The 21,748-nt window shown below is 71.5% G+C and carries 25 protein-coding genes; 5 read left to right on the plus strand and 20 right to left on the minus strand.

The genetic code is table 11. From position 1 onward, the window contains the following. Positions 1-61: 61 nt before the first annotated feature. From ACQP1N_RS31180 to ACQP1N_RS31205, 6 genes are all read right to left on the minus strand, one after another. On the minus strand, positions 62-1,408 hold the full coding sequence (locus ACQP1N_RS31180) for an NADH-quinone oxidoreductase subunit D (RefSeq protein ID WP_067794468.1): 1,347 nt from the start codon (positions 1,406-1,408) through the stop codon (positions 62-64). Next, on the minus strand, positions 1,405-2,151 hold the full coding sequence (locus ACQP1N_RS31185) for an NADH-quinone oxidoreductase subunit C (protein WP_433227866.1): 747 nt from the start codon (positions 2,149-2,151) through the stop codon (positions 1,405-1,407). The genes ACQP1N_RS31180 and ACQP1N_RS31185 overlap by 4 nt, the downstream gene beginning before the upstream one ends. Further along, positions 2,148-2,696 (minus strand): NuoB/complex I 20 kDa subunit family protein, encoded by a 549-nt coding sequence (locus ACQP1N_RS31190; RefSeq protein ID WP_067794472.1) that lies wholly within the window; start codon positions 2,694-2,696, stop codon positions 2,148-2,150. The genes ACQP1N_RS31185 and ACQP1N_RS31190 overlap by 4 nt, the downstream gene beginning before the upstream one ends. Position 2,697: 1 nt before the next feature. Continuing rightward, positions 2,698-3,057 (minus strand): NADH-quinone oxidoreductase subunit A, encoded by a 360-nt coding sequence (locus tag ACQP1N_RS31195; protein ID WP_067794474.1) that lies wholly within the window; start codon positions 3,055-3,057, stop codon positions 2,698-2,700. A 158-nt stretch (positions 3,058-3,215) separates the two neighbouring features. Further along, complete coding sequence (locus tag ACQP1N_RS31200; RefSeq protein WP_433227867.1) at positions 3,216-4,472, minus strand: geranylgeranyl reductase family protein; 1,257 nt, start codon at positions 4,470-4,472, stop codon at positions 3,216-3,218. Positions 4,473-4,621: 149 nt separating this feature from the next. Then, positions 4,622-5,323: a demethylmenaquinone methyltransferase gene (locus tag ACQP1N_RS31205; RefSeq protein ID WP_433227868.1), complete on the minus strand. Its 702-nt coding sequence runs from the start codon at positions 5,321-5,323 to the stop codon at positions 4,622-4,624. A 117-nt stretch (positions 5,324-5,440) separates the two neighbouring features. Between ACQP1N_RS31205 and ACQP1N_RS31210 the strand changes: the two genes are divergently transcribed. Both ACQP1N_RS31210 and ACQP1N_RS31215 read left to right on the plus strand, forming a co-directional pair. Beyond that, positions 5,441-5,881, plus strand: a complete 441-nt coding sequence (locus tag ACQP1N_RS31210) for a YbaB/EbfC family nucleoid-associated protein (RefSeq protein ID WP_433227869.1) — start codon at positions 5,441-5,443, stop codon at positions 5,879-5,881. Beyond that, complete coding sequence (locus ACQP1N_RS31215) at positions 5,878-6,426, plus strand: hypothetical protein (protein ID WP_067794482.1); 549 nt, start codon at positions 5,878-5,880, stop codon at positions 6,424-6,426. The genes ACQP1N_RS31210 and ACQP1N_RS31215 overlap by 4 nt, the downstream gene beginning before the upstream one ends. 30 nt (positions 6,427-6,456) lie before the next feature. Here the strand turns inward: ACQP1N_RS31215 and ACQP1N_RS31220 are convergent, their stop codons facing one another. The 4 genes from ACQP1N_RS31220 to ACQP1N_RS31235 all read right to left on the minus strand — a co-directional run bounded on the left by ACQP1N_RS31220 (position 6,457) and on the right by ACQP1N_RS31235 (position 9,166). Further along, complete coding sequence (locus tag ACQP1N_RS31220) at positions 6,457-7,314, minus strand: hypothetical protein (protein ID WP_067794485.1); 858 nt, start codon at positions 7,312-7,314, stop codon at positions 6,457-6,459. A 9-nt stretch (positions 7,315-7,323) separates the two neighbouring features. Next, on the minus strand, positions 7,324-7,569 hold the full coding sequence (locus ACQP1N_RS31225; protein WP_067794487.1) for a hypothetical protein: 246 nt from the start codon (positions 7,567-7,569) through the stop codon (positions 7,324-7,326). 331 nt (positions 7,570-7,900) lie between these two features. Continuing rightward, complete coding sequence (locus ACQP1N_RS31230; protein ID WP_067794490.1) at positions 7,901-8,140, minus strand: DUF4229 domain-containing protein; 240 nt, start codon at positions 8,138-8,140, stop codon at positions 7,901-7,903. A 45-nt stretch (positions 8,141-8,185) separates the two neighbouring features. Next, positions 8,186-9,166, minus strand: a complete 981-nt coding sequence (locus ACQP1N_RS31235) for a threonine ammonia-lyase (RefSeq protein ID WP_067794492.1) — start codon at positions 9,164-9,166, stop codon at positions 8,186-8,188. 247 nt (positions 9,167-9,413) lie between these two features. On the opposite strand from ACQP1N_RS31235, the gene ACQP1N_RS31240 reads away from it, so the two are divergent. Beyond that, on the plus strand, positions 9,414-9,617 hold the full coding sequence (locus ACQP1N_RS31240) for a BldC family transcriptional regulator (protein WP_021593176.1): 204 nt from the start codon (positions 9,414-9,416) through the stop codon (positions 9,615-9,617). Between the two features lie 106 nt (positions 9,618-9,723). Here ACQP1N_RS31240 and ACQP1N_RS31245 read toward each other — a convergent pair whose 3' ends face one another. From ACQP1N_RS31245 to ACQP1N_RS31280, 8 genes are all read right to left on the minus strand, one after another. Next, a complete protein-coding gene (locus ACQP1N_RS31245) occupies positions 9,724-9,993 on the minus strand; it encodes a hypothetical protein (RefSeq protein WP_067794494.1) in 270 nt (89 codons plus the stop codon). 50 nt (positions 9,994-10,043) lie between these two features. After that, the gene (locus ACQP1N_RS31250; RefSeq protein WP_067794496.1) at positions 10,044-11,051 is read right to left on the minus strand and encodes a hypothetical protein; all 1,008 of its coding nucleotides are present in this window, start codon (positions 11,049-11,051) and stop codon (positions 10,044-10,046) included. Between the two features lie 134 nt (positions 11,052-11,185). Next, on the minus strand, positions 11,186-12,175 hold the full coding sequence (ccsB, locus tag ACQP1N_RS31255) for a c-type cytochrome biogenesis protein CcsB (RefSeq protein WP_433227870.1): 990 nt from the start codon (positions 12,173-12,175) through the stop codon (positions 11,186-11,188). Positions 12,176-12,179: 4 nt separating this feature from the next. Continuing rightward, the gene (gene resB, locus ACQP1N_RS31260; protein ID WP_433227871.1) at positions 12,180-13,892 is read right to left on the minus strand and encodes a cytochrome c biogenesis protein ResB; all 1,713 of its coding nucleotides are present in this window, start codon (positions 13,890-13,892) and stop codon (positions 12,180-12,182) included. Position 13,893: 1 nt separating this feature from the next. Then, positions 13,894-14,637, minus strand: a complete 744-nt coding sequence (locus tag ACQP1N_RS31265; protein ID WP_433227872.1) for a cytochrome c biogenesis CcdA family protein — start codon at positions 14,635-14,637, stop codon at positions 13,894-13,896. A gap of 37 nt (positions 14,638-14,674) precedes the next feature. Further along, positions 14,675-15,265 (minus strand): TlpA family protein disulfide reductase, encoded by a 591-nt coding sequence (locus ACQP1N_RS31270; protein ID WP_067794502.1) that lies wholly within the window; start codon positions 15,263-15,265, stop codon positions 14,675-14,677. Positions 15,266-15,311: 46 nt separating this feature from the next. Continuing rightward, positions 15,312-15,950, minus strand: coding sequence for a histidine phosphatase family protein (locus ACQP1N_RS31275; RefSeq protein ID WP_067794504.1), 639 nt, complete (start codon positions 15,948-15,950; stop codon positions 15,312-15,314). Between the two features lie 28 nt (positions 15,951-15,978). After that, positions 15,979-16,947 carry a LysR substrate-binding domain-containing protein gene (locus ACQP1N_RS31280; protein ID WP_433227873.1) on the minus strand — a complete coding sequence of 323 codons (969 nt, stop codon included), beginning with the start codon at positions 16,945-16,947 and terminating at the stop codon, positions 15,979-15,981. Positions 16,948-17,081: 134 nt separating this feature from the next. Here ACQP1N_RS31280 and ACQP1N_RS31285 point away from each other — a divergent pair, with 134 nt between their 5' ends. Next, on the plus strand, positions 17,082-17,990 hold the full coding sequence (locus tag ACQP1N_RS31285) for a dihydrodipicolinate synthase family protein (protein ID WP_433227874.1): 909 nt from the start codon (positions 17,082-17,084) through the stop codon (positions 17,988-17,990). On the opposite strand, the gene hemL is transcribed toward ACQP1N_RS31285, so the two are convergent. After that, a complete protein-coding gene (gene hemL, locus ACQP1N_RS31290) occupies positions 17,987-19,282 on the minus strand; it encodes a glutamate-1-semialdehyde 2,1-aminomutase (protein WP_067794510.1) in 1,296 nt (431 codons plus the stop codon). The two genes, ACQP1N_RS31285 and hemL, sit on opposite strands and share 4 nt — an antisense overlap. Positions 19,283-19,382: 100 nt before the next feature. Between hemL and ACQP1N_RS31295 the strand changes: the two genes are divergently transcribed. Beyond that, positions 19,383-21,059, plus strand: coding sequence for a serine/threonine-protein kinase (locus ACQP1N_RS31295; protein WP_433227875.1), 1,677 nt, complete (start codon positions 19,383-19,385; stop codon positions 21,057-21,059). A gap of 11 nt (positions 21,060-21,070) precedes the next feature. Here ACQP1N_RS31295 and ACQP1N_RS31300 read toward each other — a convergent pair whose 3' ends face one another. Then, positions 21,071-21,709, minus strand: coding sequence for a bifunctional DNA primase/polymerase (locus tag ACQP1N_RS31300; protein ID WP_067794517.1), 639 nt, complete (start codon positions 21,707-21,709; stop codon positions 21,071-21,073). Positions 21,710-21,748: the final 39 nt, after the last annotated feature.

Here is a 21,748-nt window from a genome sequence, read left to right on the forward strand (position 1 = left end):
CTGGCGACCGCGGCCATGTTGGCAGGTGCGACCATGCCGCATGCCGTACTACGTGCGATGCTCATCGGTCCACTCCTCCCATGACCGGGTCGATGCTGGCGACCGCCGCGATGATGTCGGCGACCATGCCGCCCTCGCTCATCGCCGGGGTGGCCTGCAGGTTGACGAAGGACGGCTCGCGGAAGTGGACGCGGTACGGCCGGGTACCGCCATCGCTGACCACGTGGGCGCCGAGTTCGCCGCGCGGCGACTCGATCGGCGCGTACGCCTGCCCCGCCGGCACCCGGAAGCCCTCCGTCACCAGCTTGAAGTGGTGGATCAGCGCCTCCATCGAGGTGCCCATGATGTGCGCGATGTGCCGGGGCGAGTTGCCCATGCCGTCCGCGCCGATCGCCAGCTGTGCGGGCCAGCCGATCTTCTTGTCCTCGATCATGACCGGGCCCTTGACCGTCTGGAGCCGGTCCAGGCACTGCTCGACGATCTTCAGCGACTCCTCCATCTCGTCCATCCGGACGAGGTAGCGGCCGTACACGTCGCAGGTGTCCTGCGTCGCGACCTCGAAGTCGTAGGTCTCGTAGCCGCAGTAGGGCTGCGACTTGCGCAGGTCCCACGGCAGGCCCGCCGCGCGCAGCACCGGGCCGGTGACGCCGAGCGCCATGCAGCCGGTCAGGTCCAGGTACGCGATGTTCTGCGTCCGCGCCTTGAAGACGGGGTTGTCGTCCATCAGCTTGCGTAGCGCCTTGATCCGCTTCGGCATCCGGTCCAGATAGTCGCGGATCTTGCTGGTGGCGCCGCTCGGCAGGTCCTGCGCGACCCCGCCCGGGCGGATGTAGGCGTGGTTCATCCGCAGCCCGGTGATCTCCTCGAACAGGTCGAGGGTGTACTCGCGCTCGATGAACCCGTTCAGCATCACGGTCGTCGCGCCGAGCTCCAGCCCGAACGTGGCGATCGCGACCAGGTGCGAGGAGATCCGGTTCAGCTCCATCATCATCACGCGGATGATCTGGGCCCGCTCCGGGATCTGGTCCTCGATGCCGAGCAGCCGCTCCGTGCTGAGGCAGTACGCGGTCTCGTTGAACAGCGGGGCCAGGTAGTCCATCCGGGTGCAGAACGTGGTGCCCTGCGTCCAGGTGCGGAACTCCATGTTCTTCTCGATGCCGGTGTGCAGGTAGCCGATGGCCACCCGGGCCTCGTTCACCGTCTCACCGTCGAGCGTGAGGATCAGCCGGAGCACGCCGTGCGTGGACGGGTGCTGCGGGCCCATGTTGATGACGAGCCGCTCGTCGCCCAGCTCCTCGGCGGCGGCGACGACCTTGTCCCAGTCCTGCCCGTTGACGTCGAAGACCTTGCCCTCCGCCGCCTCTTCGGCGGCGTAGGCGTCGTACTCGGTGTACTTCGTCGAACTCATACGTAAGACCTCCGCTCGTCCGGCGGCGGGATCTCCGCTCCGCGGTACTCGACGGGGATGCCGCCGAGGGGGTAGTCCTTGCGCTGCGGGTGCCCGACCCAGTCGTCGGGCATCTCGATGCGCGTCAGCGCGGGATGGCCGTCGTAGACGATGCCGAAGAAGTCGTAGGTCTCCCGCTCGTGCCAGTCGCTCGTCGGGTACACCGGCACCAGCGACGGGACGTGCGGGTCGGCGTCCGGGCAGGTCACTTCCAGCCGGACCCGCCGGTTGTGCGTGATCGACAGCAGGTGCACGACGGAGTGCAGCTCGGCGCCCTCGTCCTTCGGGTAGTGCACGCCGGACACGCCCGAGCACAGCTCGAAGCGCAGTGACGGCTCGTCCCGCATGGTCCGCGCGACCTCGACCAGGTGCTCGCGCCTGACGAAGAGGGTCAGCTCGCCGCGGTGCACGACGACCCGCTCGACCGCGTCCCCGAAGTACGGGTAGGCGCGCTGGAGTTCGTCGGCGATCTCGTCGAACTCGCCGGGCTCGGCGGCGCCGCCGGGCCCGCCGTAGGGGCGCGGCGTCGACACCTTCGGGGCCTGCCGGACGACGAGCCCGCCGTACCCGGAGGTGTCGCCGGTGGTCTTCGCGCCGAACATGCCCTTGCGGACGACCGGCTGCTCCCGGCGCTCCTCCTCGGCGTGCGCGGGCAGCTGGTCGGCGGCCTGCTCGGCCCGCTGCTCGGGGTGCTCGGAAGTCATGAGGCCCCCTGTCCCAGCAGCGGCAGCCGGCGGCGCTTGGCCTCTTCCAGCTCCACGATCTGCTTCGCGCGCTGCGGCCCGAGCTTGGTGTTCTGGATCTTGTCGTGCAGCTTCAGGATCGCGTCCAGCAGCATCTCCGGCCGCGGCGGGCAGCCGGGCAGGTAGATGTCCACCGGGACGATGTGGTCCACGCCCTGCACGATCGCGTAGTTGTTGAACATGCCGCCGGACGAGGCGCACACGCCCATCGCGATGACCCACTTCGGCTCGGTCATCTGGTCGTAGATCTGCCGCAGCACCGGCGCCATCTTCTGGCTCACCCGGCCCGCGACGATCATCAGGTCGGCCTGCCGCGGCGTCGCCGAGGCGCGCTCCATCCCCCACCGGGAGAAGTCGTGCCGGGGGTCGCCGGTCGCCATCATCTCGATCGCGCAGCAGGCGAGGCCGAACGTCGCCGGCCACACCGAACTCTTACGCGCCCAACCCGCGACCTGCTCAACCGTGGTCAGCAGGAACCCGCTGGGGAGTTTCTCCTCTAGACCCATCTCAGTCCCACTCCAGACCGCCGCGCCGCCAGATGTAGGCGTACGCGACGAGCACGGTGACGATGAAAAGGACCATCTCGACAAGGCCGAAGAGCCCCATCCGGTCGAAAGCGACCGCCCAGGGGTAAAGGAAGATGATCTCAATGTCGAAGACGATGAACAGCATCGCCGTCAGGTAGTACTTGATCGGAAAACGTCCGCCGCCGACCGGCTGCGGAGTCGGCTCGATACCGCACTCGTAGGCGTCCAGCCGGGCACGGTTCCAGCGCTTCGGCCCGGTGAACGCGGCCATCAGCACCGAGCCCCCGGCGAAGGCGAAGGCGAGCAACCCGAGCACGATGATCGGAATATAGAGATCCATGCGTTACGACCTCTCCCCGGGACGTACGACGTTGTACGGGACGGGCCGTCCGCGACCCGCCACACTGACCAAGGTGATCAATAGCGCTCCCCTCTCCGGGGGTCGGGTAATGCACTGTAGTCCGCTCACCTGCGGAAGCTTGAATTCGCTGGATGCGATCATGCCGCCGGCGCCACCTTCTGCATCGCGTTGATGACCCGGTCCATCGCATCCCCGCCCCTGGGGTCGGTCAGGTTGGCCAGAAGCTTGAGCGTGAAGCGCATCAGCGTCGGGTGCGGCAGGCCGTGCGCCGTGAGGAACTTCATGACGCGCGGGTCGCCGATGGCCTGCACGAACACGCGGGCCAGCGTGAAGTAGCCGCCGTGCTCGTCCTTCAGGATGCGCGGGTACTCGTACAGGGTCCGCTCGCGCTGCGCCGGGGTGCGGCGGGCGAGCGCCTGCACCATGATGTCGGCGGCCAGCCGGCCGGACTCCAGCGCGTAGTCGATGCCCTCCCCGTTGAACGGGTTGATCATGCCGCCGGCGTCGCCGACGAGCAGCATCCCGCGGGTGTAGTGCGGCTGCCGGTTGAAGCCCATCGGCAGCGCCGCGCCGCGGATCTTCGAGGTGGCGTGCTCCTCGTCGAACCGCCACTCCTCCGGCATCTGCGCGCACCAGCGCTTCAACATGCCGCGGTAGTCGACGTTCTGGAACGCCTTGCTGGTGTTGAGCAGGCCGAGCCCGACGTTGGACGTCCCGTCCCCGACGCCGAAGACCCAGCCGTAGCCGGGCAGGAGGCGCTCGCCGTCCCACAGTTCGAGCCACGCCTCCATGTAGTCGTCGTCGTGGCGCGGCGTCTGGAAGTAGCGGCGGACGGCGACGCCCATCGGCCGGTCCTCGCGCCGCCGCAGGCCCATGGCGAGCGACAGCCGGGTCGAGTTGCCGTCGGCGGCGACGACGAGCGGCGCCCGGAACTCGATCTCCTCGCCCTCGTGCTCGGCGGTGACGCCGATGATGCGGCCGGTGCGGTCGTCCAGGATGGGGCCGGTCACGGTGCAGCCCTGCAGCAGCCGGGCGCCGGCCTTCGCGGCGTGCTCGGCGAGCAGCTGGTCCAGGTCGGTGCGCTTGCGGACGAGCCCGTAGTCGGGGAACGACGCCAGCTCCGGCCAGGGCAGCTCGACCTTGGCACCGCCGCCGTAGATGCGCAGACCCTTGTTGCGTCCCCAGCCCGGGGCGTTGATGTCGACGCCCATCCCGATGAGCGCGCGGACGGCGCGCGGGGTGAGTCCGTCACCGCAGATCTTGTCCCGCGGGAAGGTGGCCTTCTCCAGCAGGAACACGTCCAGCCCGGCCTGCGCGAGCCAGTACGCGGTCGACGATCCGGCGGGGCCTGCCCCGACGACGATGACATCCGCGTGTCGGGTGGAGTCGGTCACGGCGTTCCTCTTTAGCTCGTTCGCTTGTGAAGCACTTCACAAGGATCCGTTGGGGAGTCTATTCCTTTATCGCGACTGGTGGGTACTTCTGGCCCGGTTCGTGTTTGGACCGGTCCCTTTTGGAGCGGTCCGGCCTACTCGCCACCTGATCAGCGGGGGTTGACGGCGTGGTGCAGCGCGGCCACCCCGAACGTCAGATCACGCCAGCGCACGCCCACCCACCCCGCCTCCCGGATGAGCCGCGCCAGCGCCGCCTGGTCGGGCCAGGCCAGCGTCGACTCGGCGAGGTACCGGTAGGAGTCGGGGTTCGAACTGACCCGTGCCAGCAGCGGCAGCCCGTACCGCAGGTGCGCCCTGTGGCCGAGCGCCAGCAGCGCGTTCGGCGGATGGCTCACCTCGCAGACCAGCAGCCGTCCGCCCGGTTTGGCGACCCTTCTCATCTCGCGCAGCGCGCGCACGGTGTCGGCGACGTTGCGGAGCCCGAACGAGATCGTGACCGCGTCGAACGAGCCGTCCCGGAACGGCAGCCGCAGCGCGTCCCCCGCCACGAAGCTCAGCCCCCGCACACCCGCCTGCCGGCGCACCCCGACGCGCAGCATGCCGAGCGAGAAGTCGCACGCCACCGTGTCGGCGCCCGCCTCCGCGAACGGCACCGAGGACGTCCCCGTCCCCGCCGCGAGGTCGAGGACGCGCTCCCCCGGCTTCGCCCTCAGCGCCCGGACGGCCTCCCGCCGCCACCGCCGGTCCTGGCCGCCGGTCATCAGCGTGTTCAGCAGGTCGTACCGCTCGGCGGTGCCGTCGAACATCGCCGCGACGTCGGCGGGCTGCTTGTCCAAAGAGGCACGGGTCATGCCTCCACCCTAGAGACTGCCGCGAACGCCCCGCGCGCCCACGGTCGCCTTAAGGAACGATTCCGCCGAAGCCGTAGCATGCGGCGGATGCCCGCCCCGCCACAACACTGGAGAAGCATGGAGTTCGACGAGACGCTTCGGCAGAGCATTGAGACGAACAAGCGCAACGCACAGGGCTACTTCAGCAAGACGCTGGAGGTGCAGAAACGGCTGTCCGGCCTGGTCGGGAGGGCCTCCAGCGGCGACGGGCGGGTCAGCGTCGGCTTCACCACCGGAGGCGCGCTCAGCGAGCTGCACATCGACCCGCGGGCGATGCGCATGGGAGCCGACGAGCTGACCCGCACGCTGCTCGACCTCGCCGCCGAGGCGCAGGCCGACCTGAAGCGGCAGACGGAGGAGATCGTGTCCGAGGCGTACGGCGACCAGAACCCCGCCGAGATGTTCCGCGACCCGGAGAAGTTCGCGGAGAACCTGCGGGCGATGCGGGACGCGTTCAGCGGGGCGATGGGCGAATCGGTCACCGCGCTGAACGAACTCAAGCGCAGGGTGCAGGCGTGAGCGCGGTCGGCGCACTGCTCGACGCCCCGGTCGTCCGGCTGCGGCTCGGCGGCGGCCGGCTGATGGAGACGGCGTTCACCCTGACCTCCGGCGACGGGCGGTTGCTGGCCCTCGGCCGCGAGCCGTCGCTCGGCCCGCTCGGCCAGGTCCGCCGGCTGACCGCCAAGACCTACCGCGACTTCCGCCGGACCGTCACGCTGTCCGCCGAGGACGGCACGGTGCTGATGACCGTCGACAAGGAGCGCTACGCCCACACCCGCCGCGCGAACGTGCTGGACGGGGCGGGCCGGCCGGCCGGGCGCATCGACGACGCCTCCCCCATGCTGTCCAAGCGGTTCCGGCTGCGCGGGCCCGACGGCGCCGAGCTCGGCCGGATCGAGGGCGAGCGCGGCGTCCTCGCCGTCACCGACGGCCGCGGAGCCGAGGTGGGCGAGATCTCCTACGACGCACCGGGGTGGACGCTGCGCCGGACGGCCGCCCACGGGCCGCCCGGCGTGCTGCTGGTCGCGGGACTGGTGCTGGCCGAGCTGACCCGGGGCAGGTGACCGCACCCGCCCCGGGTCAGCCGCGGCCCGCTAGCCGACCTCGGGGCTGGGCTCGCTCGTCAGGTCACCGGTGAAGGTGTAGGAGGGCGAGTCTCCGCCGGAGTCCGCACCGCCCTTGATCCGCCCGCCGCCGACGACCGGCCACGGCAGCTTGGGGCCGCCGGTGTGGTCCCACTTCATCGTGTGGCCCGTGAGGTTGCGCTCCAGACGCTGCAGCGACCCGCGCCAGGCGGCGTCGAACGCCGGTACCTGCGCCTGGATCAGGTCGAGCGCGGCGCCCGGGTTGCCCGACAGCATCTGGGCGCCGATGTCGGCCACCAGAGCGGTGCCGAGGATCACCGCGGCCCCGTTCATCAGCGCGTCCACGTTGCTGGTGACCGTGGTGAACATCGGGACCATCTCCATCTCGATGATCAGGCAGATCTCCCCGACGGCGGCCCAGTAGCCGGTGCCCATCGTGCTGGCGGCCACGATGGCGACATAGACGACCTGCGCCACCAGGATGATGGAGATGATCAGCATGATCACGATGAGGATGTAGAGCGTGATGGCGGCGAACAGCAAGATGTGGTGGGTGACGTCCGCCATGACGGCGGAGAGCCCCACCTGCGTCTTGAAGTCCTCCATCTTCTCTTCGTAGGCCTTGCGGTCCTTGCCGTCCCAGTCGTGGCCGGGGATGTCCTTGATGATCCGCTCGACGTCCTTTTCGAGGTCGTGGAGCTTCTTCGCCGTGCCGCCCCACGTCTCGGAGCCCTTCCAGTACGCGCTGGGGTCGCACTGGCACAGGTACATCATCGAGACCAGCTCCCAGGCCGCGGGAAGGATCACCGCGCAGCCCATGCTGGTGTAGAGGGCGGTCTGCGCCGTGCCCAGGCCGTCTTCGAACATGTGCCTTCCTCAGACGACCTGGATGGTGCTCTTGTCGTCGGCCTGCCGCCAGTTGGCCGCGACCGTGGTCAGTCCGAACTCGATCTCGCCGAGCTGGTCGTTCTTGCTCTTCATGTCCTGGATGAAGAACGCGCTGGCCTCGGTGTAGGCGATCGCCAGCGCGACCGTCACCGCGGTGAACGAGGTCTGCGCCAGGTCCAGTGACCCGATCTCCTTCGCAATGGCCGTGAACTTCGGCCCCAGTTCCCCTGCCACCTTCTTCGCGTACGCGTCGATGGCCTCATGGTCGTTCTGGACCTGGCCGTTGCCGCCGCCGGAGGGCGTCGTAGGCGAGGGTGCGGGTGTAGGCGAGGGCGAGGGTGTGGGGGCCGGCGTCGGAGAGGGGGACGGCGATGGCGGCGGCCCCGAGGTGGTCGGGCCGGGGCCCGGCGAGTTGAGAATCTGACTGATCCGATTCGGCGGCTCCGGGCTCAATCTCGCGCTCCTCTCCGCAAGGCTTCCGGCGGCCATCGTGCCGCCCGGCGGACGATCAACGCGGCACCAGGCTCCACCCAACCGCCGCCCCGTGGCAACCGGCGGTGCGGTGTCAGGCGTCTTCCTTGGTGACGGACTTCTCGAACTTCTGGCGCTGGGCGCGCAGGCCGCCGGCCACGGCGGCGGACATGCGGTCGCGCTGACCGGACAGCAGGACGTAGCTGACGACGCCGCTGATCAGCAGGGCCATCAGCACGAGCAGGAAGCCGCGGGCGCCGAAGAGCGCCAGCACACCCGCGGTCGCCGCGAAGATGGCGAGCCGCGCGATGGTGTAGAGGATGACGGAGCGCATGACACTTCGAGGTTATCCCCGGTTCTCAGCGCTCTCGCTCCGGGGTCACTTCAGGACGTCCAGGAAGAGGGCCGGGTCCACGTTGCCGCCGGAGAGGATCGAGACGTAGGTGCGTCCGGCCGGGAGTTCGTCGCGGTGGTGCAGGTAGGCGGCGGTGGCGACGGCACCGGCGGGTTCGGCGATGAGGCGCGCCTCACGGGCCAGGCGGCGCATCGTCCAGCGGATCTCGTCCTCGGTGACGGTGACGATGCCGTCCACGTGGGCTTGCATGTGGGCGAAGGGGAGGTCGCCCACCTGCTGGACGCGCAGGGCGTCGGCGATGGTGCGGCCGGTCTCCTCCGCGTCCCAGGCGACGGGACGTCCCGCGGCCATGGAGTCGCGGGCGTCGGCGGCGAGTTCGGGTTCGACGCCGATCACCTTCGCCTCCGGGCGCAGCGTCTTGACGGCGGCGGAGACCCCGGCGACGAGGCCGCCGCCGCTGATCGGGACGAGCACGACGTCGACGTCCGGACGGTCCCGGACGATCTCCAGCCCGGCGGTGCCCTGCCCGGCGATGACCCGCGCGTCGTCGTAGGGCGGGATCAGCGCGAACCCGTGCGCGGCGGCGAGTTTGCCGCTGGTCTCGGCGCGGGCCCGGGCGGTCGGCTCGACGTAGACGACCTCGGCGCCGAGCGCGATGCACCGGTCGACCTTCACGGCGGGGGTGGTGTGCGGCATGACCAGGACGGCCCTGATGCCGAGGGTGCGGGCCGCGTAGGCGACGGCCTGCGCATGGTTGCCGCTGGAGTGCGTGACCACGCCGGCCGCGCGCTCCTGCGGGGTGAGTGACGCGATGGCGGCGTAGGCGCCGCGCACCTTGAACGCTCCGATCGGCTGCAGCGACTCGGCCTTCACCAGCAGCGCCGGGTCGGCGGCGGCGCGGGGGGCGGGGTCACGGGGAAACGGGACGAGCGGGGTCCGCACCGCGACGCCCGCGATGCGTTCGGCGGCCCGCACGATCTCCGGCAGCGAAACAAGATCGGACATGGTCGTGAGACTACTTCGCGTACCGCGCACCGGGAGCGCTCGGGCGTGTTCCGGGCGTGACCGTGCAGGTCAAACGGGGTCAACGGGGGTCCCGCACAAGAACAGGCAAACACTGAGCGCGATCGCTCCTGCTCAAGAAACTACGGTCAGTCATCTTTTCCGAAAACAAGGGAGAAATCGGTCTTGACCCGCCACACTGTTAAACAGTCCACCCGCGCCGAGAGCGGGACAAAGGGGGAGAGAAAACGTGGAGAGTACGAGCGAGCGACTGCTGACCCCAGGAGAGGTCGCCGCCCTCTTCAGGGTCGACCCGAAGACGGTCACCCGGTGGGCCGCCGCGGGCCGGATCAGCAGCATTCGCACTCCGGGAGGCCACCGGCGCTTCCGCGAGTCGGAAGTGCACGCGCTGCTGCGCGGCGAGGAGCCCGTCGCCGAGCATTCGGCCCGCTGACGAGGCTCTGGCCGCCCGGACCGCCGCGCCACGGATCGGTCCTCCAGCCGGGCGGCCGGGGCATCGCACCCACCCCGATCGAACGCATCCGGGGGCGTCCGCGCGCTCAGCCCTCCGCGTCCTCCGCCTTCCACTCCTCGAACCTGCGCAGCAGGTCGGCGTCCTCGTCCCGCCAGCGGCGCCGCCGCTCCGCCAGTTCCTCCTCGGTGAGCGACTCGCGGAGCAGCCGGTCGTAGTCGGGGTCGTCCGGGCCGATCTCGATGTAGCCGTCGGCGATGATCCGTCCCTCCTGCGCGTCCGTCCCGGGCTCGCCGGTGCCGGCGAGAACGCTGTGCGGAACCCGGAGCGTACCGTCGGGGAGCCGGATCACGTACATCCTCGATCACCCTCGCCGTCTGTCGTCGCGCGGCCTGTCGTCACGGTGTGCTAGATCCCGTACCTGCGGTTGAAGAAGAGCATGACCTCAAGGGCCATCCGGATGTCGCCGGCGAGCATATCCACCAGCGCGGGCCGCTGCCGGGAGGAGATCGCGGCGAACGCGTCGGCGAAGAACTCGCGCCGGCCGAGGGCGCCCGGCTGCCGGTGGAACATGCTCGCGAGATGCGGCCGGCACTCCTCGTACAGTGCATGGAAGGCCGGGCTGTCGGAGGTCCACTCGCCGTCGTCGCCGTCGATGTCGTCGAGCGCGTGCCCGACCTCGTGCAGCATCACGTCCGGCGTCGGGGACGGCCGGTCCCCGACGACGATCTTGTGGTCGCCGTACGCGCCGGCGCAGATGTCCCAGGTGGCGCGGCCGGACGGCAGCGGCCGGTCGCGCAGGTGGCCCATGTCGTCGAGCTGCGGGACGCCGCCGGGCCCCACGTAGATGCCGTCGAGGCCGGCCGCGAGCTTCTCCTTCAGCGGCTCGGGCAGCGCCGCCAGGCTGTCCACCGCGCCGATCACCTCGGGGGGCGGCGGCCCGTCCTGGACGTCCCACTGCCGGTACAGGATGCCCTCCAGCACACCGCAGTTGCGGCGGCCGTCGGCGGCGTGCGGCATGCCCGGCGGGTACGGCTCGACCCGGAGCCGGTCGTCCTCCAGCTCGAAATCGCTCCACGAGTAGTCGCCGGACCGCGGCCGGCCGGGCCCGCGCCGCGCGAGCCTGCCGGCCTGCGCGGGCGCGTCGCCCGCCGTGTCCATGCCGCCCGGACCCAGGGCGCCCGCGTCCATGCCACGGGGGCCGTCCACCGAGAAGTCGTCGTCGCGGCCCGCCTTGCGGAACCGCCCGAACCGGTCACGCGGCTGGTTGCTGCGCGGCCTCACCTGCCCCGAATCGGGCGGGGACGCGGCGTAGGCGACCTCGTCCCGGGCCGTGTCGGCACGGAACCGGACGCCGCGCAGCACCTCCCGGGCGCGCACCTCCCGGGGTTTGCGGTGGACGCCTTTGAAGCGCATCGGGCTCCTCTGTCCGCGGGACCCGCAGGGTATCGGGCGGCATACGCCACCGGACGAGGGCCCCGCAGGCAGGGTAAGCCCGAACCCGACATCCCGTCACCCCCTGGAGTCACGCGCCTGTGGCGGGCGTGCGGTCAGGCGTAGGAGTGCAGGCCCTGGAAGATGTAGTTCACGCCGAAGAAGTTGAACATCAGCGCGGCGAACGCCAGCAGCGACAGGATCGCGGCCTTGCGGCCCTTCCAGCCGGCGGTGGCGCGGGCGTGCAGGTACGCGGCGTAGATGATCCACGTGACGAAGGACCAGATCTCCTTCGGGTCCCAGCCCCAGTAGCGGCCCCACGCCTGGTCGGCCCAGATCGCGCCCATGATGATCGCGGCCGTCCAGATCGGGAACGCGAACATCGTGACCCGCATCGACAGCCGGTCGAGGCTCTCCACCGACGGGATGCGCGACAGCACGCCGCCGGCCGCGACCGCGCCGCGCGACTCCGCGCGGTCCTTCAGCAGGTAGAGGATCGTGGCGGCGCCCGCGACGGTGAACGCGCCGGTCGCGATGATCGCGGCGGTCACGTGGATGGCGATCCAGTAGGAGTTCAGCGCCGGGCTGACCGGGCCCACCGAGTCGTACAGCCAGATGTTGGCGACACCGAGGGCGACGACGGCGGCGGCCATGACGAACGCGCCGAGGAACCGCGCCCGGTACCGGAACATGACGACGACGAACGCGGTGACGGCGGCGAACGAGATCGCGGTGAGGAACTCGTACATGTTCCCCCACGGCCACCGGTTCGCGGCCAGCCCGCGGGTCACCAGGACGCCGAGGTGCGCGCCCCAGCCCAGCACGTTCAGCAGGACGGCGAGGTTGGCCCAGTCGACCTGGGAACGCTCCGAGCCGCTCTCACCGGCGGCGGCGGCCTGCGCGGCGTCCGGGCCGCCGGTCGTGGTCTCGGCACCGGCCGCGCCGACCAGCACCTTCGCCCCGGCCTTCGCCTCGACGGCCCCGGCCGTCGCACGGCGGCGGCCGAAGCCGAGATCGGCGGCATAGGCGACCAGCGCGATGATGTACAGCACGACGGTGGTCAGCATGAGCTTGTCGCTCAGGTTCGCGAGGTCGGCGTTGCTCACCTCGTCACTCCTTCGTTTCGGGGGCCGACCCGGATTCCTGATCGGCGTCGGGGTCGCTCTCACCCGGCTCAGGGCCGGACTCCCGGCCGTGCTCCGGGGCGGGCTCGTCCTCCGGACCGCGCAGCACGGTCACGATGTCGTCGAATTCCGAGGTCGGATTCCCCAGCGTGAGACCGCCGACCTCCACCACCGTACGCCCGCCCTCTCCGGCGCTCGCACGGACCCACACCCGGCGCCGCCGGACCATGAACGAGGCGGCCACGCCGAGGACCGCGAGGATGGACGCGATCAAGGCGGGGACGCGTCCCGGGTCATGGTTGACCGACAGGCTCGTCCACTCCTTGAGCCCGTCGAACGTGACCGAGCCGGCGCCGCCCGGCAGCGTGAACGTCTCCCCCGGTTCCAGCAGCTTCTGGCCGCCCTTCACGGGCTGGAGCGTCTTGCCGAGGCCCTCCAGCTTGTAGACCGACTGGGGGGCACCGGAGTCCAGCCCGAGGTCGCCCTTGAACGCGGTGATGGTGACGACCGGGCGGGCCGGCGCGGGGAACGCCGAGACGATCTGCTTGCCGTCCTGGCTCGCGGTCGCCGTCGGCCACAGGATGGCGTAGAAGGCGAGCTGGTCGGGCTGCGCGTCGGGGACCTTGATGACGCCCTCGGACGTCAGGTTGCGCGGCTCCATCTGCAGGAACGGCACCGTGTCCTGGAAGGCGACGTTGCCCTTGGCGTCGCGGACGGTGAACACCGGCGCGTACCCGTGGCCGAGCAGGTACACCTTCGCGCCGCCGACCTTCAGCGGATGGTTGATCCGCAGGTCGTACGGCTTCTCCCGGGCGTCCGGGCTGGACCGGTAGCGGATCTCGGCGTTGAAGTCGGTGGCCTGGCCGCGCTTGGCGCCCCGCGTCTCGTACTGCGCCTTGAAGTCGTCCAGCGTGACCGTGAACGGGGCGAGCTCGCCGCCGCCGAACGCGCGTCCCGGCTGGAACTGGTCGTACAGGCCCAGCGAGTTCGCGAACGTCTTGCCTTCGGTCAGCAGGACGTTCCCCCGGTAGCCGAACAGGTTGCCGAGGCCGAGCGCGAACAGCAGCGCCAGCAGCGCCAGGTGGAAGAGCAGGTTGCCGGACTCGCCCAGGTAGCCCTTCTCGGCGGACACGGCGCCACCGGAGACGTCCGCCCGGAAGCGGCGCCCGCGCAGCACCCTGCGGGCCTCGGCGAGGACCTCGTCCGGGGAGGCGTCCGTCTCGTACGTCGCGGACTGCGGCAGCCGGTCCAGGTTGCGGGGCGCCGCCGGCGGACGCGCCCGCATCGACTGGTAGTGCTTGACCGCGCGGGGCAGGACGCAGCCGGCCAGCGACACGAACAGCAGGATGTAGATCGCCGCGAACCAGGGCGCGGCGAACACGTCGAACATCGAGAACCGGTCGAGCCACGGGCCGAACGTCCTGTGCCCGTCCAGGTAGGCGGCGACCTTCTCGGGCGCCTGGCCCCGCTGCGGCAGGATCGACCCCGGCACCGCGCCCAGCGCGACCAGGAACAGCAGGACCAGCGCCGTGCGCATCGTGGTGAGCTGCCGCCAGCCCCATCGCAGCCAGCCGAGCGGGCCCATACCGGCCGGACGCGGCACCTCCTCGGGCGCCCGGCGGGCGGCGGGCGCCTCGGTGCCCGACTCCGCGGGGTCGTCCGCGGGGTCGTCCTTGAGCTCGTGCTTGGTATCAGTCATCTCAAATCACCGGTTCGAAGCCGCTGATCCACGACCTCAGCTCGATGGTCAGGTTCCCCCACAGGCCGCTCACCAGCAGCACCCCGATGAGGACGAGCATCCCCCCGCCGATCCGCATCACCAGGGGGTAGTGGCGTTTCACCGCGCCGAACGCGCCGAGCGCCCGGCGGTAGGCGAGCGCGGTGGCCACGAACGGCAGGCCGAGGCCGATGCAGTACGCCAGCGACAGCAGCGCGCCCCGTCCGGCGCTGGCCTCGGTGATCGCGAGGCTCTGCACGGCGCCGAGCGTCGGGCCGATGCACGGCGTCCAGCCGAGCCCGAACAGGACGCCGAGCAGCGGCGCGCCCGCGAGCCCGGCCGCCGGGAGGCGCCCCGACTTCATCGTCCGCTGCAGGCCGGGGATGAACCCCATGAACGCGAGGCCGAACACGATCGTGACGACGCCGAGGACCCGGGTGATCGTGGCCTGGTACTCCAGCAGCCACCGGCCGAGCCCGCCGAAGATCACGCCGTAGCCGACGAACACGGCGCTGAAGCCCGCGACGAACAGCAGCGCGCCGGCCAGGAGCCGTCCGCGCCGCTGCTCGGCCAGGTCGACGCCGGTCATTCCGGTCACGTACGACAGGTAGCCGGGGACCAGCGGCAGGACGCACGGCGAGGCGAACGAGACGAGCCCGGCGAGGGCGGCGAGCGGTGCCGCCGCGACCAGCGACCCGCTGACGATCGTCTCGCCGACGCCGCTCATGGCCTCGCTCCGCGCGGCGCGCGCCCGCTCACCGGACTCACTTTTCCGCGAGGACCTTGCCGACCAGGGGGTTCAGCTTGGAGTACGTCGTCGGGCCGATGATGCGGACGGCGACGCGGCCCTGCCGGTCCAGCACGAGCGTGCTCGGGATCGCGCTCGGCGGCACCTCCCGGAACGCCAGCGTGACCTGGCCGTCGGCGTCGAACAGGCTGGGGAACGTCACCTTGAACTTGCGCTCGAACGCCTGCGCGCTGGCCTTGGAGTCCTTGAAGTTGACACCGAGGAACTCGGCGCCCTTGGCCTTGTTCTCGGTGTAGACCTGCTCCAGGGACGGCGCCTCGCCGCGGCACGGCGCGCACCATGACGCCCAGAAGTTGACGACGACGACCTTGCCCTTGAGTTCGGCCAGCTTGAACGCCTTGCCGTCGAGGCGCTCCCCGCCGACGTCATGGACGCTCTTGCGGTCGGCGGGCTTGTACTGCGTCACGTTCCCGCCGCCGGAGATGAACCGGTTGTCGCCGCCGTCCGGACCGCTCCCGGCGGCGTTCGTCCCGGCGCAGCCCGCCAGCAGGCCGCACAGCGCGACGGCCGCGGCGGCGGCGCGGAACGGGGAGATACGGGGGCTCAACGGGACCCTCCTACTACAAGACGTAGTATTCAACTTAGCGGTGCGTTCAAGCACCGGCGACACTGGGGCCCTTCGCCATGCCCGCGGCGGGCTCGCAGTACGCGACCTCGACCAGCCTGCTGCCCTCGAACGTCAGGCTCGTCAGGCTGGCCAGCCCGCACTCGCGCCGGGTCGGGTGGTGCCAGAGGCGGCGGTGCTCGGCGCGCAGCCGCAGGATCCAGATCGGCAGCTGGTGGCTGACGCACACGGCCTCGTGGCCGCGCGCCGCCTCCCGCGCCCGGATCACGGCGGCCCGCATCCGCGCGGCGAGCTGCTTGTACGGCTCGCCCCAGGACGGCTTGAACGGGTTGATCAGATGCCGCCAGTGCTCGGGGCGGCGCAGCGAGCCGGCCCCGGCCCCGAACGTCAGCCCCTCGAAGTGGTTGTCGGCCTCGATCAGCCGGTCGTCCACCGTGACGGGCAGGTCCAGCGCGTCCGCGAGCGGCGCGGCCGTCTCCAGCGCCCGCTGCATCGGTGAGGAGAACAGCGCGGTGACGTCCCGCCCGGCGAACCACTTGGCGGCGGCCTTCGCCATGAGGACGCCGTCCTCGCTCAGGCGGTAGCCGGGCAGCCGTCCGTAGAGGATGCCTTCGGGATTGTGCACCTCACCGTGCCGCAGCAGGTGAACGATCGTCGTCTCAGTCATGGCGTCGTCAGATTACCCGCGCCGCACGTTACCCGCGCCGCACGCCCGCCGCGGGCCGGCTCGTCGCGGGCCGGCCCGGGACGGGGGCCACCGCCGGGAGGTCGGCCGGGACGGCGGCGCGCAGCGCGGTGACGGCGGCGCGGATCGCCGGGCGCCGGGCGGCCTCCTCCCGCCACACCGCGTACACCCGGCGCGTCAGCGGCGCCGCCAGCGGGACGATCGCCACGCCGGGCGGGACGTCGCAGCGGCCGAGGCGCGGCAGGATCGCGTTGCCGAGCCCGGCGGCGACGAGGCACAGCTGTGAGGAGAACTCGTAGGCCATGTGGTCGATGTCGGGTTCGCTGTCGACGGCGCGGAGCGTGCGCATGAGCCAGCCGCAGCAGATGCTGTCCGGGGAGGAGCTGATCCAGGGGTCGCCGGCGAGTTCCTTGAGGTCGATCGTGTCGCGCCCGGCGAGCGGGTGGTCGGCCGGCAGCGCGACGTCGGCGACGTCGTCGCAGATCACGCCCTTCTGCAGGCCCTCGGCGAACGGGAGGGGCTCGTTGTTCCAGTCCTGCACGAGGGCCATGTCGAAGTCGCCGCGGGAGACCAGCGGCATGCTGCGCAGCGGATCCTCCTCGCGGAGCAGGACGCGCAGGTCGGGATGGTCGGCGCGGAGGCCGCGCAGCGCCGCCGGCATGAGCCCGCGGATGGCCGTGGGGAACGCGGCGATGGCGAGCTGGCCGACGACCGAGCCGCGGTGCGCCTCCAGGTCGGCCTGCGCCTGCTCGACCAGGGACAGGATGCGCTCGGCGTGCGCGACGAGCAGTTCGGCGGCGTCGGTGAGCCGGACGCCGCGGCCGTTGCGTTCGAGGAGCTTCTGCCCGGTCTCCCGCTCCAGCTTCGCGAGCTGCTGGGAGACGGCCGACGTGGTGACGTGCAGGACGTCGGCCGCCGCGCTGACCGAGCCGTAGGTCGCGACCGAGTGCAGGGCGCGCAGCCGTTCCAGATCAAGCATGAAGCAATTCTAAAACGAGGTGTCAAGAAATTCTCGGTTGTCCTAAATGGAATTGTCCGAAGACGATCAGGGGATGAGAGCACACCACGTCCTGCCTGGCCACCGCGGTCGCCTCCGGAACAAGGGGACCTGATATGCGCGGAATCCACGCCCCGCTCGTCACGCCGTTCACCCGCTCCGGCGAGGTGGACGTGAAGTCGCTCGAACGTCTCGCCGTCCACTGCCTGGACAACGGCGTGGACGGGCTGGTCGCGCTCGGCACGACCGGTGAGGCCGCCCTGCTGACCCCCGAAGAGCAGCGGACGGTGCTGGAGGTGTGCCGCGCCGTCGCGGGCGAACACGGCCGGCCGCTGATCGCCGGCGCCGGGACCATGGGCACCGGGGACTCGATCCGGCAGGCCCGCGAACGCGCCGCCCACGCCGACGCGCTGCTCGTCGTCGTCCCGTACTACCTGCGCCCGTCCGAGGAGGCCGTCGTCGAGCACTTCGCCGCCGTCGGCGCGGCCGTGGACGTCCCGCTCGTCCCGTACAACGTCCCGTACCGGACGGGCAGGCACCTGTCCGCCGGCACGCTCCTGGAGATCCTCGCGCTCGACTGCGTCGCCGGCATGAAGCACTGCGCGGGCGCCATCGACCACGACACGCTGACCGTGCTGGCGTCCAATCCCGGCAAGCCGGTGCTGTGCGGGGACGACGCCTACATCTACCCGATGCTCCAGCTCGGCGCGGCCGGGGGCATCGCCGCGTGCGCGTGCCTCGCGCCGGCCGCCTACGCGTCGATGTTCGGCGCGGCGCGCCGGGGTGCCGCCGCGGAGGCGCTGACGATCCACAACGCGCTGCTGCCGATGGCGGAGGCGCTGTTCAGCGAACCCTCGCCCGCCGTCCTCAAGGCGTGCCTGGCCGAGGCGGGGCTGATCGGCGACCCGGTGGTGCGCGCTCCCCTGCGCGCACCGCGTCCCGGACCGGTCGCCGCCGCCCTGGAGGCGTTCGGCGCCCTCCAGGGCAGCGTTCTTCCAGGACAGCGCTCTAGAGGGCGCTTCTAGGACGACGCCTGGGCGGCGGCGCGGGCGGCGTGCGGGAGGGCGTCCAGGACGCGCCCCAGCGCCTCCTCGTCGTGCGCGGCCGACAGGAACCACACCTCGTACGCCGACGGCGGCAGGTACACGCCGTGCTCCAGGGCGGCGTGGAAGAACGCCGCGTACGCCTTGGAGTCCTGGCGCTGCGCGGCGGCGAAGTCGCCCACCGGCGCGTCGCTGAAGAAGACCGAGAACAGGTTGCCCGCGTTCTGCACCCGGTGCGGGACGCCCTCCCGCTCCAGCGCCTGCGACGCGGCCTTCGACACGATCTCCGCCGACCGGTCGATCGCCGCGTACACCTCGGCTGTGGCGTGCCGCAGCGTGGCGAGCCCGGCGGCGGTGGCGAGCGGGTTCCCCGACAGCGTGCCCGCCTGGTAGACGGGCCCGGCGGGGGCGAGGTGGTCCATGATGTCGGCGCGTCCGCCGAACGCGGCGGCGGGCACCCCGCCGCCCATCACCTTCCCGAACGTCATCAGGTCGCCCGGCACGCCCTCGATCCCGAACCAGCCGGACCGGGACGCGCGGAACCCGGTGAGCACCTCGTCCAGCACCAGCAGCGCCCCATGCCGCTCGCACAGCCGCTTCAGCAGCGCGTTGAACCCCGCCAGCGGCGGGACCACGCCCATGTTGCACGGGACCGCCTCGGTGATGACGCAGGCGATGTCGCCGCCATGGTCGTGGAACGCCGTCTCCACCGCCGTGACGTCGTTGTACGGCAGGATCAGCGTGTCGGCGGTGGTCGCGCCCGTCACGCCCGGGGTGTCGGGCAGCCCGAACGTCGCGACGCCGGACCCGGCCGCCGCCAGCAGCGAGTCGACGTGCCCGTGGTAGCAGCCGGCGAACTTCACGATCTTGGTGCGGCCGGTGAAGCCGCGCGCCAGCCGGATCGCCGACATCGTCGCCTCGGTCCCCGAGTTCACCAGGCGGACCTTGCCCACCGGCGTCCGGGACACGATCTCCTCGGCGAGGTCCACCTCGCCCTCCGTCGGGGCACCGTAGGATGTGCCCCGGCCCGCGGCCTCCCGCACCGCTTCTACCACGGCCGGATGCGCGTGCCCGAGGATCATCGGACCCCACGAGCACACCAGGTCGACATAGGTGTTCCCGTCGGCGTCCGTCAGATACGGGCCCCGCGCGGACGCCATGAAGCGGGGCGTCCCGCCGACGGCGCCGAAGGCCCGCACCGGGGAGTTGACACCGCCGGGGACGACCCCGGCGGCACGGTCGAACAACTGCCGAGAGCGATCGAAATCAGTCACAGTTGCAGTCTCTCAGTTGCAGTTCGGCGACTTGCCTTGACCTCACGGCGTACGGGCCGATATTCCACCAAGTACGACATCGGAGGGATGGGCTTTCAACGTGGTTGACGGCTGGACGGTCCCGGGCTTCAGCCACGAGCGGGAGCTGGGCGGCGGAGCCTCGGGCCGGGTGATGCGGGCGGTCGACGACCAGACCGGCACGAAGGTCGCGATCAAGTACCTCGACGGCGCGCTCATGGCCGACGAGGCGTTTTTGGTGCGGTTCCGCGCGGCCGCGCGGAACCTGTCCCAACTTGAGGACCCCAACGTGGTCGACTTCTACGACTTCGTGGAGTCCGCGGACGGCACCGCGATCGTGATGCAGTGGGTCGAGGGCGTCAGCCTGCGGCGGGTGCTGGCCGCGCAGGGCCCCACCGGGCCGCTCGCGGCCCTGTCGGTGCTGGGCGGCGTCCTCCTCGGCCTCGCCGCCGCGCACGACCGCGACGTCGTGCACGGCGCGCTCCGCCCGGCGAACGTCCTGGTGGACACCGGCGGCAACGCGCAGCTCACCGACTTCGCGACCGCGGCCGCCGGCACCGAGGTGCGGTCCGGCGCGCAGTACGCGGCGCCCGAGCTGTGGAGGGGCGAGCCCGCCACCGTCGCCACCGACCTGTACGCCGCCACCGCGGTCTTCTACGAGTGCCTCACCGGGCGTCCCCCGTACGCGGGCCGCAACATGGCGCGACTGCACCGCGAGGCCGACATCCCCGCCGACGAGGTGCCGGGGCCGCTGCGCGGACTCGTCCGCCAGGGCCTCGCGAAGGACCCGGAGGAGCGCCCGAAATCCGCCGCCGACTTCCTCGGCGCGCTGGAGGACGCGGCCGTGTCCGCGTACGGGCCGTCCTGGGAGGCGCAGGGCCGCGGCCGGCTCACCGAACTCGCCGCGCAGGCGGCGCTGCAGCCGGAGCCGCCGAAGCCGAAGCCGGCCCGCGGCAGCGGCCGCAACCAGGTCGTCGCGGACAAGTCCGGCGGGTCCCGCAAGCGCTGGCTCGTCGCCGCCGTCGCCGTCCTGGTCATCGCCGGGGCCGGCGCGGCCGCCGCGACGCTGCTGAAGAAGGACGACAAGAACGCGCCGCCCGAGCCGACACCCGCGCAGAGCAGCAGCCCGCAGCCGGCGCTGCCGATCGGCGGCGTCGACCCGGCGCCGCTCGTCGCGCAGATCGACCAGGCCGTCGGGCGGGCGTCCGGCGCGGCGTTCAGCTACCAGCAGACCGGCTGCTGCGGTTTCCCCGTCAGCGGCCGGGGGACGTTCGGGCCGGGACAGGACGGGCGGCCCGCCTACTCGATGACGCTCGCCGGGACGGGCCCGGCCCGCAAGCCGGTGCACGCCGTCATCGTGCAGGACCGGCTGTACGTGCGGGTCGGCAAGAACTGGAGGGCGTCGGCGCTCGGCGGGCACGGCTATCCGGGGGCGGCCGAGCAGGTCCGCCAGGGCGGTTCCGTCGCGAACCTGACCGCGCTGCTGAGGTCGGCGACGAAGCTCAAGCAGTCGGGATCGATCTACGAGGGCGAGGCACCGGCCGCGACGCTGGCGCAGGTGCCCGGCGTCGGCCCCCTGTACGCGCGGATGGCCCAGGCGACCGGCGCCCAGCAGATCGCCTTCGCCGTCAAGCTCGACGCGGACCACCGTCCCGTCAAGTTCTGGGTCCGCGCCGGGCCCGAGAAGGGCCGCAACCAGATCCAGCACGGCTCCTACTCCAAGTGGGGTCCCAAGCCCACCATCAAGGCCCCGCGCTAGGCGTTCCCGCGCTAGGCGCCCTCACAGGCGTCTGCGAGGACCTCCAGGAGCCGCAGCGGGTCGGGCAGCGGGTCACGGGTCGGCGGCCTCAGCCAGGCGACCTCACGCCCGTACGGCAGCGCGGAGGGCGGCGCGACCACGTAGCTGTCGCGGCAGTGCCACCGCATCCCCGGCGTCTCGGCGACGTCCTCCGGGACGCAGTCGAGGTGGCACGACCACCACTCGTCCTCGTCGACGGGCGCGCCGCGGGTCGCGACGAAGAACAGGTGCCGTTCGCCCCCGAACGACGCGACCGGACCGACGGGAACGTGCTCCCGCTCGATCCGGTCGAGGGCGATGGTCCCGGCCGCGGCCGGGACGTCGAACACGTCGAAGACCCGGCCCGTCGGCAGGATGATGTTGGCCTGCGGGCGTTTCGTCCACCAGCGTCCGATCACGTCGGGATCCACGCTGGCCTGGTGCGCCCAGGCCGCCGATACCGGATGCGCCCCCGGGTCCGGGCAGCCGATCCGGTCGCACGAACACGCCCGGTCGGCCCCGACGTGCGCCCCCGGGAAGCAGGGCCAGCCGAGCTTCGCGTACTCCCGCGCCGCCGCGGCCATCCGGTCCCGTGCCGCCTTCTGCCGCTTGTGCCCCGTGACCGCCAGCATCTTCGCCCCCCAATAGCCCAAGGTCGCACGTGGGTTCTT

The organism is Actinomadura formosensis (genome assembly GCF_050948385.1).
Classification (GTDB): domain Bacteria; phylum Actinomycetota; class Actinomycetes; order Streptosporangiales; family Streptosporangiaceae; genus Spirillospora; species Spirillospora formosensis.